Origin of the sequence: Pseudomonas sp. 1D4, from assembly GCF_001728925.1 — a bacterium.
Classification (GTDB): domain Bacteria; phylum Pseudomonadota; class Gammaproteobacteria; order Pseudomonadales; family Pseudomonadaceae; genus Metapseudomonas; species Metapseudomonas otitidis.
The window spans coordinates 19,615-33,570 of the sequence record NZ_LXJQ01000060.1 but is presented as its reverse complement, the minus strand read 5'-3'; the positions used below and the strand labels follow the sequence as shown (position 1 = coordinate 33,570).

Annotated in this window: 13 protein-coding genes; 9 read left to right on the top strand and 4 right to left on the bottom strand. The window is 67.7% G+C overall.

Features of this window, described 5'->3' with window-relative positions; genetic code table 11:
- The first annotated feature begins 161 nt into the window (after positions 1-161).
- The 4 genes from A7D27_RS23440 to A7D27_RS23425 are packed head-to-tail and all read left to right on the top strand — an operon-like array spanning position 162 to position 4,894.
- Entirely contained in the window at positions 162-1,772 is a 1,611-nt protein-coding gene (locus A7D27_RS23440) for an acyl-CoA synthetase (RefSeq protein ID WP_069566257.1), read from the top strand.
- 17 nt (positions 1,773-1,789) lie between these two features.
- A complete protein-coding gene (locus tag A7D27_RS23435) occupies positions 1,790-2,557 on the top strand; it encodes a 3-hydroxyacyl-CoA dehydrogenase (protein WP_069563072.1) in 768 nt (255 codons plus the stop codon).
- A 10-nt stretch (positions 2,558-2,567) separates the two neighbouring features.
- Entirely contained in the window at positions 2,568-3,755 is a 1,188-nt protein-coding gene (locus A7D27_RS23430; protein ID WP_069566256.1) for an acetyl-CoA C-acyltransferase, read from the top strand.
- 11 nt (positions 3,756-3,766) lie between these two features.
- Positions 3,767-4,894, top strand: coding sequence for an acyl-CoA dehydrogenase family protein (locus A7D27_RS23425; protein ID WP_069563070.1), 1,128 nt, complete (start codon positions 3,767-3,769; stop codon positions 4,892-4,894).
- A gap of 26 nt (positions 4,895-4,920) precedes the next feature.
- Here A7D27_RS23425 and A7D27_RS23420 read toward each other — a convergent pair whose 3' ends face one another.
- Positions 4,921-5,289, bottom strand: a complete 369-nt coding sequence (locus A7D27_RS23420) for a hypothetical protein (RefSeq protein WP_069566255.1) — start codon at positions 5,287-5,289, stop codon at positions 4,921-4,923.
- 326 nt (positions 5,290-5,615) lie between these two features.
- Positions 5,616-6,194 (bottom strand): GNAT family N-acetyltransferase, encoded by a 579-nt coding sequence (locus A7D27_RS23415; protein ID WP_069563068.1) that lies wholly within the window; start codon positions 6,192-6,194, stop codon positions 5,616-5,618.
- Positions 6,195-6,418: 224 nt separating this feature from the next.
- Here A7D27_RS23415 and A7D27_RS28135 point away from each other — a divergent pair, with 224 nt between their 5' ends.
- Positions 6,419-6,640, top strand: a complete 222-nt coding sequence (locus tag A7D27_RS28135) for a hypothetical protein (RefSeq protein WP_139134169.1) — start codon at positions 6,419-6,421, stop codon at positions 6,638-6,640.
- 199 nt (positions 6,641-6,839) lie between these two features.
- On the top strand, positions 6,840-7,709 hold the full coding sequence (locus A7D27_RS23410) for a LysR family transcriptional regulator (protein WP_069566254.1): 870 nt from the start codon (positions 6,840-6,842) through the stop codon (positions 7,707-7,709).
- A gap of 44 nt (positions 7,710-7,753) precedes the next feature.
- Here the strand turns inward: A7D27_RS23410 and A7D27_RS23405 are convergent, their stop codons facing one another.
- Positions 7,754-9,589 (bottom strand): zinc-dependent metalloprotease family protein, encoded by a 1,836-nt coding sequence (locus A7D27_RS23405; RefSeq protein ID WP_069566253.1) that lies wholly within the window; start codon positions 9,587-9,589, stop codon positions 7,754-7,756.
- A gap of 21 nt (positions 9,590-9,610) precedes the next feature.
- Positions 9,611-10,282 (bottom strand): hypothetical protein, encoded by a 672-nt coding sequence (locus A7D27_RS23400; RefSeq protein ID WP_069566252.1) that lies wholly within the window; start codon positions 10,280-10,282, stop codon positions 9,611-9,613.
- A gap of 333 nt (positions 10,283-10,615) precedes the next feature.
- On the opposite strand from A7D27_RS23400, the gene A7D27_RS28130 reads away from it, so the two are divergent.
- The 3 genes from A7D27_RS28130 to A7D27_RS23390 all read left to right on the top strand — a co-directional run bounded on the left by A7D27_RS28130 (position 10,616) and on the right by A7D27_RS23390 (position 13,641).
- The gene (locus A7D27_RS28130; protein WP_139131227.1) at positions 10,616-10,888 is read left to right on the top strand and encodes a hypothetical protein; all 273 of its coding nucleotides are present in this window, start codon (positions 10,616-10,618) and stop codon (positions 10,886-10,888) included.
- A gap of 195 nt (positions 10,889-11,083) precedes the next feature.
- Positions 11,084-11,773, top strand: a complete 690-nt coding sequence (locus A7D27_RS23395) for a hypothetical protein (RefSeq protein WP_139134168.1) — start codon at positions 11,084-11,086, stop codon at positions 11,771-11,773.
- Between the two features lie 20 nt (positions 11,774-11,793).
- Positions 11,794-13,641: a zinc-dependent metalloprotease family protein gene (locus tag A7D27_RS23390; protein WP_069566250.1), complete on the top strand. Its 1,848-nt coding sequence runs from the start codon at positions 11,794-11,796 to the stop codon at positions 13,639-13,641.
- Positions 13,642-13,956 lie beyond the last annotated feature (315 nt).

Below are 13,956 nucleotides of genomic sequence, written 5' to 3'. Positions count from 1 at the left end.
GGGGGATTCCATCAGGCGCGTCTGGTAGCGCTGTAGGGGATTCCTGCAGTGCGGGCTGTCAAAAACGCTCGCCCTGATCGGTGGCTTTCGACATTGCCCGTGCTGCGGGTGCGCCGGATCATCCGCCCACGCTCCCCCACAAGAACAAGACGGAGTTACCCATGCGCGACTATTTCTCGGCTGCCCGTTCCTTCGACCTCGACGCCGCCTGGGCCGGTCTGGCCGGTGATCCGGCGGCGCTCAACGCCTGCATCGAATGCTGCGACCGCCACCCGCCAGAGGCCCTGGCGCTGGTGTGGGAGGGCCGTGATGGCCAGCGGGCGCGCTGGACCTTCGGCGAGCTGCGCGCGGCCTCCGCCCGCTTCGCCAACCTGCTGGCCAGCCGGGGCATCGGCGTGGGTGACTGCGTGTCGGGCATGCTGCCGCGCACGCCGGAGCTGCTCATCACCATCCTCGGCACCTGGCGCGCGGGGGCCGTCTATCAGCCGCTGTTCACCGCCTTCGGGCCCAAGGCCATCGAGCACCGGGTGCACAGCGCCGGGTCGAAGCTGGTGGTTACCGACCTGGGCAACCGCAGCAAGCTGGATGAGGTGGAGAACGCGCCGCCGGTGCTGACCGTGGGCGATGACTTCTGGCCGGAGCTGGAACGCCAGGCGACTACCTTCGAGCCGGTGCTGCGTCGGGCCGAGGCCCCCTTCCTGCTGATGTTCACTTCCGGCACCACCGGCCTGGCCAAACCGCTGGAGGTGCCGCTGAAGGCGATTCCCGCCTTCATCAGCTACATGCGTGACGCGGTGGACCTGCGCCCCGAGGACCGCTTCTGGAACCTCGCCGACCCCGGTTGGGCTTACGGTCTGTATTACGCCGTGACAGGTCCGTTGGCCATGGGACAGGCCACGACCTTCTTCGAGGGCGGTTTCACGGTGGAGAGCACCTGCCGGGTGATCCGCGAGTACGGCATCACCAACCTGGCGGGCTCGCCCACCGCCTTCCGCCTGCTGCTGGCCGCCCGCGACGAGGTGGAAGCCGCCCTGAAGGGGCGCCTGCGAGTGGTGAGCAGCGCCGGTGAGCCGCTGACGCCGGAGGTGATCCGCTGGTTCGCCGAGGGCCTAGGCTGCACCATCCATGACCACTACGGGCAGACCGAGCTGGGCATGGTGCTGTGCAACCACCACGCCCTGGAACACCCGGTGCGCCTGGGCGCTGCCGGCTTCGCCATGCCCGGCCACCGCGTGGTGGTGCTGGACGAGCAGCACCGTGAGCTGCCGGCCGGCCAGCCGGGCATCCTCGCGCTGGACCGGGCGCGCTCGCCGCTGTTCTGGTTCCCCGGTTACCGCGCCATGCAGACCCGCGCCTTCGTTGGCGACTACTACCTGAGCGGCGATACGGTGGAGCTGAACGAGGACGGCAGCATCAGTTTCGTCGGCCGTGCCGATGATGTGATCACCACTTCCGGCTACCGGGTCGGCCCCTTCGATGTGGAGAGCGCGCTGATCGAGCACCCGGCGGTGATCGAGGCGGCGGTGATCGGCAAGCCCGACCCGGAACGCACGGAGGTGGTGAAGGCCTTCGTGGTGCTGCACGCCGGCCACGCGCCGGACCAACCCCTGGCCGAGGCGCTGCAGCAGTACGTGCGCAAGCGTCTCTCGGCCCATGCCTACCCCCGCGAGATCGAATTCGTCGCGGAACTGCCCAAGACCCCCAGCGGCAAGATCCAGCGCTTCCTCCTGCGCAACCAGGAGATCGCCAAGGCCCAGGCCGCCGCCCACTGATTCGAGGAGAACACAACGTGCGTATCGAACAATCCGTATTCCTGGTGACCGGTGGCAGCTCCGGCCTCGGCCTGGCCACCGCCCGTGAGCTGGTGGGGCAGGGCGGCCGCGTGGTGCTGGTGGACATCAATGCCGATGCCGGTGCAGCGGCCGCCGAGGCACTGGGGGCGAGCGCGCGCTTCGTCCGTGCCGACATCACCCGCGAGGACGACGCCCGCCAGGCCGTTGCCAGCGCCAAGGAGGCGTTCGGCGGCCTGCACGGGCTGATCAACTGCGCCGGCATCGCCCCGGCGGAGAAGGTGGTGGGCCGCAACGGCGCCCATGGCCTGGAGAGCTTCCGTCGGGTGATCGAGGTGAACCTGATCGGCAGCTTCAACATGCTGCGCCTGGTGGCCGAGGCCATGGCGGCTGCCGAACCCAATGCCGAGGGCGAGCGCGGGGTGATCATCAACACCGCCTCGGTGGCGGCCTTCGACGGGCAGATGGGCCAGGCGGCCTATTCCGCCTCCAAGGGCGGTGTGGCCGCCATGACCCTGCCCATCGCCCGTGACCTGGCGCGCTCGGGCATCCGTGTGATGTGCATTGCCCCCGGCATCTTCGAGACGCCGATGATGGCCGCCATGCCCCAGGAGGTGCGCGATTCCCTGGGCGCTTCTGTGCCGTTCCCGCCGCGCCTGGGGCGCCCGGCGGAGTACGCGGCGCTGGTGCGCCACATCATCGAGAACGTGATGCTCAACGGCGAGGTGATCCGCCTCGACGGCGCCATCCGCATGGCAGCCAAGTAAGGAGAAGCCCATGAACCATGACCCCATCGTGATCGTCAGCGCCGCCCGCACCCCCATGGGCGGCTTCCTCGGTGACTTCAAGGACATGACCGCCGCCCAGCTCGGCGCCGCAGCCAACCGCGCCGCTCTGGAGCGTGCCGGGCTGGCTGCCGACGCGGTGGACGAAGTCATCACCGGTTGCGTGCTGCAGGCCGGCCAGGGCCAGGCACCGGCCCGCCAGGCCGCGCTCGGTGCCGGGCTGCCGGCTGGCGTGGTCTGCTCCACGGTGAACAAGATGTGCGGCTCGGGCATGAAGGCGGTGATGCTCGGCCACGACCTGCTGGCCGCCGGCAGCGCCGAGGTGGTGCTGGCCGGCGGCATGGAGAGCATGTCCAACGCGCCGTACCTGCTGGAGCGCGCCCGTTCCGGCTACCGCATGGGCCACGGCAAGGTGCTCGACCACATGTTCCTCGACGGCCTGGAGGACGCCTACGACAAGGGCCGCCTGATGGGCACCTTCGCCGAGGACTGCGCCCAGGCCTACGGTTTCACCCGCGAGCAGCAGGACGCCTTCGCCATCGCCTCCCTGACCCGTGCGCAGAAGGCCATGAGCGAGGGGCGCTTCGCCGCCGAGATCGTCGCCGTGGAGGCCAAGGCCGGCCGCGAGACCCGTACCGTCGATCAGGACGAGCAGCCGCCCAAGGCGCGCCTGGAGAAGATCCCGACCCTGAAGCCGGCCTTCCGCGACGGCGGCACGGTGACGGCGGCCAATGCCAGCTCCATCTCCGACGGCGCCGCCGCGCTGCTGCTGATGCGCCAGTCCGAAGCGGAGAAACGCGGCCTCAGGCCCCTGGCCCGGATTGCCGGCCATGCGTCCTTCGCCCATGCGCCCAACCTGTTCACCACCGCGCCGGTGGGCGCCATCCAGCGGCTGCTGACGCGCACCGGCTGGAGCCTGGCGGATGTCGACCTGTTCGAGGTCAACGAAGCCTTCGCCGTGGTGCCCATGGTGGCCATGCGTGATCTGGACATCGCCCACGAGCGCATCAACGTCCACGGCGGCGCCTGCGCCCTGGGGCACCCCATCGGGGCGTCCGGCGCGCGGGTGCTGGTGACCCTGCTCAATGCGCTGGGCCAGTACGGCCTGAAGCGCGGCGTGGCCTCGGTGTGCATCGGCGGCGGTGAAGCCACCGCCGTGGCCCTCGAACTCATCGGCTGAAGGAGCCCGTCATGATTCCCTCCGAAGACGACATCCAGATCCGCGACGTGGCCCGCCAGTTCGCCCAGGAGCGGCTGAAGCCCTTCGCGGCCGACTGGGACCGCGAGCACCGCTTCCCCGCCGAGGCCATCCGCGAGATGGCCGAGCTGGGCTTCCTCGGCATGCTGGTGCCGGACGAGTGGGGCGGGGCGGCTACCGGCCACCTGGCCTACGCCATGGCCCTTGAGGAGATCGCCGCCGGTGACGGCGCCTGCTCCACCATCATGAGCGTGCACAACTCGGTGGGCTGCATGCCCATCCTCAAGTTCGGCAGCGAGGCGCAGAAGGCCCGCTTCCTGCGGCCATTGGCGGAGGGGCGGATGATCGGCGCCTTCGCCCTCACCGAGCCCCAGGCCGGCTCCGACGCCAGCGACCTGCGCACCCGCGCCCGGCGCGATGGTGACCACTACGTGCTGAACGGCGCCAAGCAGTTCATCACCTCCGGCAGCCAGGCCGGGGTGGTGATCGTCTTTGCCGTGACCGATCCGCAGGCCGGCAAGAAGGGCATCAGTGCCTTCATCGTCCCTACCGACACTCCCGGCTACCAGGTGGTGCGGGTGGAGGAGAAGCTCGGCCAGCACGCTTCGGACACCTGCCAGATCCAACTGGATGACGTGCGCATCCCCGCCGACCTGCGCCTGGGCGAGGAGGGCGAGGGCTACCGCATCGCGCTGTCGAACCTGGAAGGCGGGCGCATCGGCATTGCCGCGCAGGCGGTGGGCATGGCGCGGGCAGCCTTCGAGGCGGCGCGGGACTATGCCCACGAGCGCAAGACCTTCGGCAAGCCGATCATCGAGCACCAGGCAGTGGCCTTCCGCCTGGCGGACATGGCCACGAGGATTGCCGTGGCGCGGCAGATGGTCCATCACGCCGCCAGCCTTCGGGAGGCGGGCATGCCCTGCCTGACGGAAGCCTCCATGGCCAAGCTGTTCGCCTCGGAAATGGCGGAAGAAGTGTGCTCGGCGGCCATCCAGACCCTGGGGGGCTACGGCTACCTGAAGGACTTCCCGGTGGAGCGCATCTACCGCGACGTGCGGGTGTGCCAGATCTACGAGGGGACGTCGGATGTGCAGCGGATGGTGATTGCGCGGAGTCTGTAACGGGCTCCTCAGGCTCCGCGCGGTGCTCAGACGGTGGGTTCTTCCGCTGAGCCTCTGTCGAGCTGGCTGCGGGCGAACATCAGGTAGGCGTCTACCAGCAGGGCCTCCAGCCCTGAGAGCAGGCGCTCGGCGTGCGGTTCGCCGGCCGCTTCGAACTCATCGCGGATGCGTTGCACCAGGTGAGTGGCCTGTACCAGGCGGTAGTTGCCGAGGTCTCGGCAGGCTTCCGGCGGAGAGCCCCGGTGTACGTCCAGCACCTCGTCGGGGAAGTCCTCCAGGCTGGGGAAGCGGATGCTGTCGTTGACCGGCGCACCGTCGAGTGCGGGGTGTGCGGAGGGGCGCAGGCCACCCGGCAGCAGGGCCAGGCCAGGGGCCCGTGACGCAGTATCAGGCATGAGCGGGCTCCGGCAAGCGGTCAGCCGCTGTGGCTGAAAGAATCCAGTGGGTACGCATGGCAGGGTGTCCTGTCCGGGCCCTTGGGTGGGCCTCTGGGGTTTGTGGGCGTTAACAGACGGTCAGGGGCGGTGGTCGCTCGGTGAAGGTGGGGCGCAAAAATGCGAACCCGATCACGAATGACCACAGGGCGGGCGACTCTAGCGAGGGCCCAGGCGGACGCTCAAGAAGGGCAGGGCGTTTTCAGATTTATCTGATCGATAGGGCGCCGAGGGCCGCGTTCTGCAATGAAAAGCCCCGGCAGGTGCCGGGGCTTCTGTGGCTGTAATCAGAGCGCGAGCGTATGCACCACCTGGGTGGGGTCGTCCTCGTCACGGCGGCGCTGCATGCCGAAGCGGCGGGCCAGCCCGCGCATGCCGGCATTGCTGGCCGAGTCGATGGAATAGAGGCTGCGAATGCCGTTGCGCTTGGCGGCTTCGACCAGGTGGCGCAGCAGCACGCTGCCCAGTCCACGGCGCAGCCATTCATCCGCCACGGTGACGGCGAACTCGCCCTTCTCATCGCCCACCCGTGCATACCGGCTGATGCCGACTTCCAGCAACTCGCCGTCCACATGGGCCAGAGCCACCAGGGCCACGCGGTCGTGGTCGTCCACGTCCATCAACTGTTCCAGCAGGGCGGGGGCCACCTCGCGGAATTCGCCGAGAAAGCGGTTGTGGCGAGCCTCCGGCGACAGGCGGTTGATGAAGGTACGCTCGCGCTCGCGGTCATCCTCGCGCAGCGGGCGGACCAGGACGTGAGTGCCGTCTTCCAGGGGCTCGATCCAGTACTCGCCACGGGGTGTGGCGTGGAGCGGCAGCTCGGGGTGGGGCTGGGCGATGGCGGTATTGAGCGCGGACATGGGCATGTCTCCCTGCAGGTTCGAAAACGGTGCGCGCGTCGGGCGCGGCGAATGGCTCCTGTTTACGCCCCTGGCAGCGCCCGTGCTTGACCAGGATCAATCCCGGCAGGAAGCGCGCTGCGCCGGGTTGTCGCAGGCGCGGCGACGGCGGAAATGATCCAGATCAAGGGAAGGCGCGATGGGAGGTTCAGCATGGCTCCATCGGATTGAATGACTCCTGGAGAACGACCATGGCTACGCCTCGTGACTGCTCTTCCGCACTGGCCCTGCTGGACCTCCTTCTGCTGGGCTGCGACGGGCCCGAACTGCCGGAATCCAATAGCGTCCATTCCAGTCCGTTGGTTCGCCGGCCGTTGGCCGGGGGTGTGCTTGGTGTGTCCGGTGACGCTCCGATGCCGGGGCGTCGCCCCGGGTTGCTGGCCTCGCGGGCCGGGCTGAGCAAGCGTCACTGACGAAGGACCGGGGCGGGCCTGGACGCCGTGGCCGGAAAGTCTGCGCGGGCGTGCTAGCCGCGGTGGCCGGGTTGGCATTCCCGGTGCGTCCCTGCACGTTCCTCCGGGAACAACCTGTACCTGCTGCGCTCGAACGGCGGTGAATCCCGCGTTCTTCGTGCCTATAATCGGCGCCTTCCCGCAGTCCGGAACCTTCCCCATGCTCTGTGCCGAGCTCAAGGCCTTCCACATGGTTGCCCGCCTGGGCAGCATCACCCAGGCTGCCAAGAAGCTTGGGCTGAGCCAGCCCACCGTCACCACCCAGATCCGCAACCTGGAGAGCCGCTACGCCGTGGAACTGTTCCATCGCGGTGGCCGGCGGTTGACCCTGAGCGAGGAGGGCGTGCGGCTGCTGCCGATGGTGCGCGAGCTGCTGCAACAGGAAGCGGACATCGAGTTCTTCCTGCGCAACAGCGGGCAGATGCAGGGCACCCTGCGCATCGGCGCCACCTCGCCTTACTACGTGCTGGGGTTGGTGCGTCGCTTCCGCGAGCGTTTCCCGCAGATCGAGGTATCGGTGGAGATCGGCAATTCCCAGCAGGTGCTGGAGGCACTGGACGAGTACCGGGTGGACCTGGCGGCCTCATCGCAGCCGGTAGAAGACGCGCGCCTCACGCGCCTGCTGCTCGGCCGTGATCCGCTGGTGCTGGCGGTGCACCGCAGCCATCCCCTAGCCGGTGCAGGTCATGTGCAGGTGGCGGCGCTGCGGGGTCATGACCTGCTGATGCGTGAGCGCGGTTCCATCACCCGGCAGATCACCGAGCGCCTGCTGGCGGAGGCGGGCATCGACGCGGGGCCGCTGCTGGAGATCGGCAGCCGCGAGTCCATCCGCGAGGCGGTGATCCGCAACATCGGCATCAGCATCATTGCGCGGCACGAAGTGCCGGATAACCCGGAGCTGCGGGTGGTGGAGCTGGAAGGCGCGCCGGTGATCGACGAATACCTCTATTGCCTCAAGGACCGCCGCCAGGCGCGTCTGCCGGCCGCGTTCATGGCCCTGGCGCGTGAGGCCTGCGAAGAGGGCCGCTGACGGGCCCCAGGAGGGATGCCCCCGGCAGTGCCGGGGGCGGTGGCTCAGAGCCGGTTGAAGCTGACGTTGTCCAGGTACAGGGACTGGTCCTTGCGGGTGCCCAGTACCAGCAGTTCCACGCGGCGGTAGGTGCCGGCGGGTATCTGCACGTCCTGCTGCAGGCGGCTCCAGGTGCCGCCCACGGTGCCGCTCATGCCCAGGGGCAGGTAGCGACCCTGGCCGCTGGTGTCCTCCAGGTACAGGTAGCCGTAGGTGAGGCCCTTGATGGCGGCGTTGCGGCCGATCATCACGTTGGCTGCCAGGCGATAGCCGAAGCCGCCCTGCACCTTGCCCTGCAGCGGGATGCTGGCGCCGCTGCCTTCATACAGGCGTGCGTAGCTTTCCAGCGAAGTGCCGGTGTTGCCGCCCAGGCTGACGAGGCGGGTGCGACCGTGGAAGCCGGCCCAGCCAGCCACGCCGTTCTCGAAGTTCCACGCCAGCGTCGAGGGGACGGTGGGGGTGGTCGGGGTGGTGGGCTTCGGCTCGCTCACTTCGGTCAGTTCCACTTCATCCACCAGCACGCTCAGGCCGTCGCGGCTGATCAGGCCGACGTATGTGGTGCGCGGCGGGGTCTGGGCGCGGGTGTAGGTGAAGGTGCGCTCCAGGGTGGTGAATTCGCTGCTGGTCACCGACTGGGTCACGCCCGAGGCGCTGCCGTAGCTGATGCGGTCATTGGCTTCGTGGAGGATGCCCAGGTAGAGGTTGCCGCGGGCATTGGCGCCCTTGAGCATGACCTTGGCGCGCAGGCGGTAGCGCGTGCCTTCGCGCAGCGCGGTGACCGGGGTGGCGAGGATGTCGCTGCCGCCGTTGGCCAGGTCGAGCAGCAGGGCGTTGTCGCGGCAGGTCTTGCCGACGTTCACCAGGCTCGTCGTGGCGTTGCCCAGCAGGGCCTGCCAGCCGTCCTCGGTGCGGAACTCGCCATTGGCCACCAGCCCCTTGAGCGCCGGCTTGTTGCACCAGGCCGGGGTCGGCGTGGGGGTGGTGGGTGGCGTGGTCGGCGGGGTGGTGGGGGTGCCCGGGTTGGTGGGGTTCTGGGTCTCCGGCACCTTGGTGGTGCGCAGGGAGGCGATCTGTGCCGCCATGGCGTTCAGCGCACGCGCGGCGTCGGCGTGTTCTGCCTGGCCACAGGCCTGGTTGGCGCAGGTGCGGTCGACCACGCGCGGCGAGGAGAACAGCGGCGCCTGGACGCGGGCGTTGAACACATGGGGGTAGCCCATGATGGTGGAGAACTGGCCCTGCACGCCGTAGCCACGGCTCCACTCGAAGGTGCCCTGGTGCCAGTCGGACTGGTAGTAGCCCCCGGTCTGGTCCTGCTCGTAGGAGTGGCGCAGGCCCATGTTGTGGCCGATCTCGTGGGCCATGGTGCTCAGGCTGCAGTCGACGCCTGTGATGGCGTAGGCGCTGTTGGCGGAACCGAAGTTGAAGGTGCCGCTGTTCTTCGGCCCGGAGAGCACGTAGCCGATGCCGCACACGCCGTAGCCCTGGCCTTCCTGGGTGCGGCCGATCAGGTGGACCATGTCGGCGCCGTAGGTTTCGCGCAACTGCTGCACACGACTGTCGGCGGCGAAGGCGGCAAGGTCCTTGCTGGAAACGGTGGGGTAGCTGGCCCAGTCCAGCAGCTGGCGATGCACCAGGCGCAGGCGCAGGTCGACGTTGCTTTTCTTGAAGGCGTTGTTGGCGTACTCGATGTAACTGGCGATGCGTGCATCCATGTCACGGCCGTTGGGCAGTGCCTGGGCATCTCGGGTGTAGAGCACCAGCAGGTCGACGGTACGGGGTTCGGCGGCGTGGGCGGCCTGTACGGCGACGGCCAGCAGGGTGCCGATGAAGAGTCTTTTCATGGTGGGACGTTCCTTGTGGGATCAGCCTTGGGCGGGCGGCGGCAGGGGAGGCAGTTGCTTGGCGTCGGGGGTGACGATCGGGTCCGGCGTGGCGCGCATCAGCAGCTCGTTCTGGTCGGTCACCTGGGTGGCGCCGGTGGCGTTGTCCACCACGAAGGACAGGGTCTGTTCGGTGGTGGCGAGGGTGATGTGGGTTTCCAACTGACCCTTGACCACGGTCAGGGTGTCGGCATCGCTGCCGCCTTCCACCGGGCCACTCCACACGGCGGTGCTGCCGGTGTTGTGGGTCTCGTCCAGTGTGGCGCGCAGCGGTTCCTGGCGACCCGGTACGCCCAGTTGCAAGGTGCGGCCCACGGCCAGCGCCCCCAGCAGGTCGGGGGAGGTCTGGGTGTGGTAGACGGTCATGCCGTCCTGGTCGTTGGCTTGCAGGGTCTCAGGCGCCCACAGGGCCAGGGTGGCGGCGTGGTGGGCGTCCTGCGGGGCGGCTGTCGAGACCTTGGCCGCGGCCGGAGCACCGGCCAGCGGCAGGCTGCCGGCGTCCGCCGAGAGCGACGACGGGGCAGGGCGGGTGTCGGACGGTGCCGAGGCCACCGGCGCCTGATCGCTTTGTGCCGGTGTGTCCTTGAGCAGGACGGCGAGGGTCGTGCCGGCCGTCACCAGGGCGACGGCCGAGTAGAGCCAGGTTTTCCGCATGGGGTTCTCCTTCTTCACCCGGTCTGGGCCGGGTATCTCGTGATCCGCCGGGGCACGTCCGTGATGCACAGGCGGGGTCAATCAACGGGCAGGCAGAGGCCGGCCATTGAATTCAATGACGACGCAAGGGAAGTTCGGTTGAACAGGTGAAGTAGCGCCGGAATCAGGTGCGTATTACTTATTCAGAAGCGAGGTGTTTGTTTGAAATTGAACGTTCGGTTCAGCCATCAGTTTGCCCGTGTCCGAAGGTGTGGAAGTTGAACTAATGAATTATGAAAAAGTGAAGTTGCAAGTGATTTGAGCTGCTTCACAAGCTCTTGTAACCAAAGGGTTTTGTCGAACAATTCGGTTGATGATGGCGACGTGTTATCAGCTGTTTGCGACCAGAAGTCGCCGGACTTGGCAATTACCCATGATTGGCGCCTGGGCTGTCAAACCAGCAATGTGCGAGAAATCCCAATTATCCCGATGGCCATTGAAGAACTGTTTAAGGTGGTGGGTGGTTCACTGGTGGAAGTTGAACGTGTTCAACTTTCCTGGCGCCACACAACTTGCTTCGGTAAGCCAGGGGGCGGCAGCGGACGGGGCAGTAGCGCAATGGTGTGATCCAGCGCTTTGCTAATAGCGAAAGCGTATTTATGCCGCATGCAGGCACCGTGATATCAATTTTCCGGCGTCAATAAATCGAACGACTGGCCGTCATGCCCCGCGACGGTCGAACCTGTTCCACGGGTCGTCAGGGATGCTCTTCCGTGGTTTCGCTGCCACCCGTTCATTCGGGTGAAACATGGGAAGGTGGTCATGCCCCGAACGCTCCTCTACCTGGCGGTTGCCCTGGCCACATCAGGTGTCACCCTCGCCGTTCTTCTGCGCGATGCCCCATCGGCTCCGGCCGTTACTCAGCACACCCCGTTGCCAACAGAGCCGGCTGCACAGCCTGCTGTTCCGGTCATGGCCGCCGCGCCCCAGGCCCTGAGCTCCGTGCCGGTTGCCGTGAACGTGGTTGCGCCACCCCAGGTTGTCACACAGCCACTGGCGAGCACCTCGGCCGATACCGTGGTCGAGCTTTGGGACAGCCATTCGCTGGTGCCCGAGCAGCAGCAGGAGATGACCCTCTACCGCACCGAGGTGGCGATCACCTCCCTGGGTGAGCTGGCCGTCGGCAAGACCCTGCAGTTGGGCGTACCCGGCCGCCAGGCACCGCTGCGCGCCACGCTGGACGAGACCCACAACACCGGCGGCGCTGCCGTCTGGAGCGGCCCGGTGGAAGGTGGCCAGCCGGAAGACACCCTCACCGTGGTGCAAGGCCAGTTGGAGACCCACATCACCCTCGCCACCCGCGAGCAGACCCTCTCCATGGTGGTGGACAACGCCACCGGCGCCACCCTGGTAACCGACCAGAACCAGTTGCTGATGCGTGCCACCCCGGACGTGATCATCACCCCCGACTCCACGCCGTTGCAGCCCCTCCCGCCGCCGGCCCGCAGCTGAGCGTTACAGGAACGAAGACCATGAAGAAACTGCTCGCCTGCCTGGCCCTGATCCTGTTGGCCCCGTTTGCCCAGGCCGCCACCGAACCACGCACCGTCGACCTGTTGGTGCTCTACACCAAGGACGCCCAGGCCCTGCCCAACGGCCGCGACATGAACGCTCGCATCGCCAGCTACATCGAGTACGCCAACAACGCCTTCAAGAAGAGCAACGTCAATTTGCGCCTGCGCCTGGTCAACAGCCAGCCGCTCACCTGGGCCAGCTATCCGACCATCTCCTCCAAGGACCTGGCCGCCTTCGCCGCCGATCCGCGCGTGCAGCAACTGCGTGAAACCTACGGCGCCGACGTGGTGCAGCTCATCAGCCGCACCCAGGTGGGGCAGGGCTATGGCGTTTGCGGCATCGGCTACGTGCTCTCCGGTGCGAAGAACAGTGGCACCTTCCAGAACGGCTCCTGGGCCAGTGCCTATGGCATCACCGGGGTGGACTGCAGCCTGAGCACCATGGCCCACGAGATCGGCCACAACCTGGGCCTGCGCCACTCCTACGAGCAGGACCAGACCGAGGGCTATTACGCCTACCTGGCCCGGGGCATCCACCAGGGCACCTACGAATGGGGCCGGGGCTACGGCGTGCAGGGGCGTTACTCCACCATCATGGCCTACCCCCAGGTGTTCAACGCCACCGCGCAGGCGCCGCTGTTCTCCACGCCCGCAGTGGTGGACAGCACCTGCGCCAACCAGGCCTGCGGGCGAGCCGGCTTCGCCGACGCGGCCCGGGCACTGAACGACATGGCGGCGCAGATCGCCACCTTGCGGCCGACCAAGGTGCCGGAGACGGTCAACCCGACCTCGACGCCCAAGACTCCGGCCACACCTGCCACGCCGACCAAACCCGTTGCGCCGAAACCCCCGGTGACGCCGGCCTGGTGCAGCAAGCCGGCGCTGAGCAGCCTGGTGGCCAACGGTGAGTTCCGCACCCTGGACGGCTGGAGGGCACTGCTCAACCTGGCCAAGCTCAGCACGCTCAACGTCGGCAAGACCTGCCGTGACGACGCCCTGCAGTTCGAGCTGCCGGCCGGCCGCGATGACGTGCTGGCCACCTCCGTGGGCGCACTGAAGGTCGGTGCCAGCTACCGACTCAAGGCCAAAGTGATGCTCAAGGGCACCAACGTGCGCGGCAACGTCTACCTGGGCATGCTTCACGAGCAGAACGCCGGCATCAGCTACAGCACCGCCAATGGTGTGATCAAGTCGGTGACCAGCAGTGAGTTCACCCCCATCGACGTCACCTTCGTCTACCAGCCGCCGGCCAGCGTCATCCGCAACACCTACCTGGGCCTGGTCAGCGTCAATCGCCTGGCCGTGCTGCTGGATGAAGTCGAACTCCGCGAGGTGACGCCCACCAAGCCGGTGGCCCCGACGACTCCGGCTGCTTTCGGCTGGAACTTCAACAGCGCCATCGGCGAGTGGAGGGGCTTCTACGGCAGCACCCGGCTGACCGCACTGGCAACCACTGGCAAGTCCCTGGAGGTCCATGCCCGCCGTGCTGACGGCACCGGCGCCAGCCTGCTCCTGGCCGGCAAGGTGCAGCCAGGGCTGTCCTACCGCTTCGCCGCCGACGTGATGGTGAGCCGCACCACCAGCGTCGCCGCGCTGGCTTATGCCTACCTCTACCTGGAAGACACCGCCGGCCGCGGGCGCCTGCTGTCCCTGGGTGTGGTCAATACCAAGGGCGGCGCCTGGGGCAAGCTGCAGCAGAGCTTCCAGGTGCCGGCCGGGACCTACCGGCGGATGGAGCTGTTGGTGCTCAGCACCCGTGCCGACCAGTCGCTGTACCTGGACAACGTCAGCCTCAACCGGCTTTAAGCCCGCACGCCCGGTCCCTGTTGCAGGGGCCGGGCTTTTCATTGGCTATGTCCTAATCGCTTATCGCGACTCTTCACCCCTCTAGAGCAGACTTCCCGGCCCACCTCCTCGCATGGCAAGCGCGCACGCTGCGCTGTTGCCAGGCAAGGAATGTTCGGGCGGGGACAGTGCCCCTTCAAGAGGCCGAGCGGAATCGTCGTGGAAGGGGTTGAGCGACATGGATGTCGCGAGAGCGCTGCCGGGCCATGGATGGCCCGTCAGCGCGCGCCCCTGGAACGATGACGTAGCGAGGGCACCCGACGCAGTCGGGCCGGA

Bases quoted from the DNA above. Each gene is read 5' to 3' on its own strand.
- A7D27_RS23405 (WP_069566253.1), bottom strand. From the start codon at position 9,589: ATGAAAAGACTCTTCATCGGCACCCTGCTGGCCGTCGCCGTACAGGCC.
- A7D27_RS23400 (WP_069566252.1), bottom strand. From the start codon at position 10,282: ATGCGGAAAACCTGGCTCTACTCGGCCGTCGCCCTGGTGACGGCCGGC.
- A7D27_RS23395 (WP_139134168.1), top strand. From the start codon at position 11,084: ATGCCCCGAACGCTCCTCTACCTGGCGGTTGCCCTGGCCACATCAGGT.
- A7D27_RS23440 (WP_069566257.1), top strand. From the start codon at position 162: ATGCGCGACTATTTCTCGGCTGCCCGTTCCTTCGACCTCGACGCCGCC.
- A7D27_RS23390 (WP_069566250.1), top strand. From the start codon at position 11,794: ATGAAGAAACTGCTCGCCTGCCTGGCCCTGATCCTGTTGGCCCCGTTT.
- A7D27_RS23420 (WP_069566255.1), bottom strand. From the start codon at position 5,289: ATGCCTGATACTGCGTCACGGGCCCCTGGCCTGGCCCTGCTGCCGGGT.
- A7D27_RS23430 (WP_069566256.1), top strand. From the start codon at position 2,568: ATGAACCATGACCCCATCGTGATCGTCAGCGCCGCCCGCACCCCCATG.
- A7D27_RS23415 (WP_069563068.1), bottom strand. From the start codon at position 6,194: ATGCCCATGTCCGCGCTCAATACCGCCATCGCCCAGCCCCACCCCGAG.
- A7D27_RS23410 (WP_069566254.1), top strand. From the start codon at position 6,840: ATGCTCTGTGCCGAGCTCAAGGCCTTCCACATGGTTGCCCGCCTGGGC.
- A7D27_RS28135 (WP_139134169.1), top strand. From the start codon at position 6,419: ATGGCTACGCCTCGTGACTGCTCTTCCGCACTGGCCCTGCTGGACCTC.
- A7D27_RS23425 (WP_069563070.1), top strand. From the start codon at position 3,767: ATGATTCCCTCCGAAGACGACATCCAGATCCGCGACGTGGCCCGCCAG.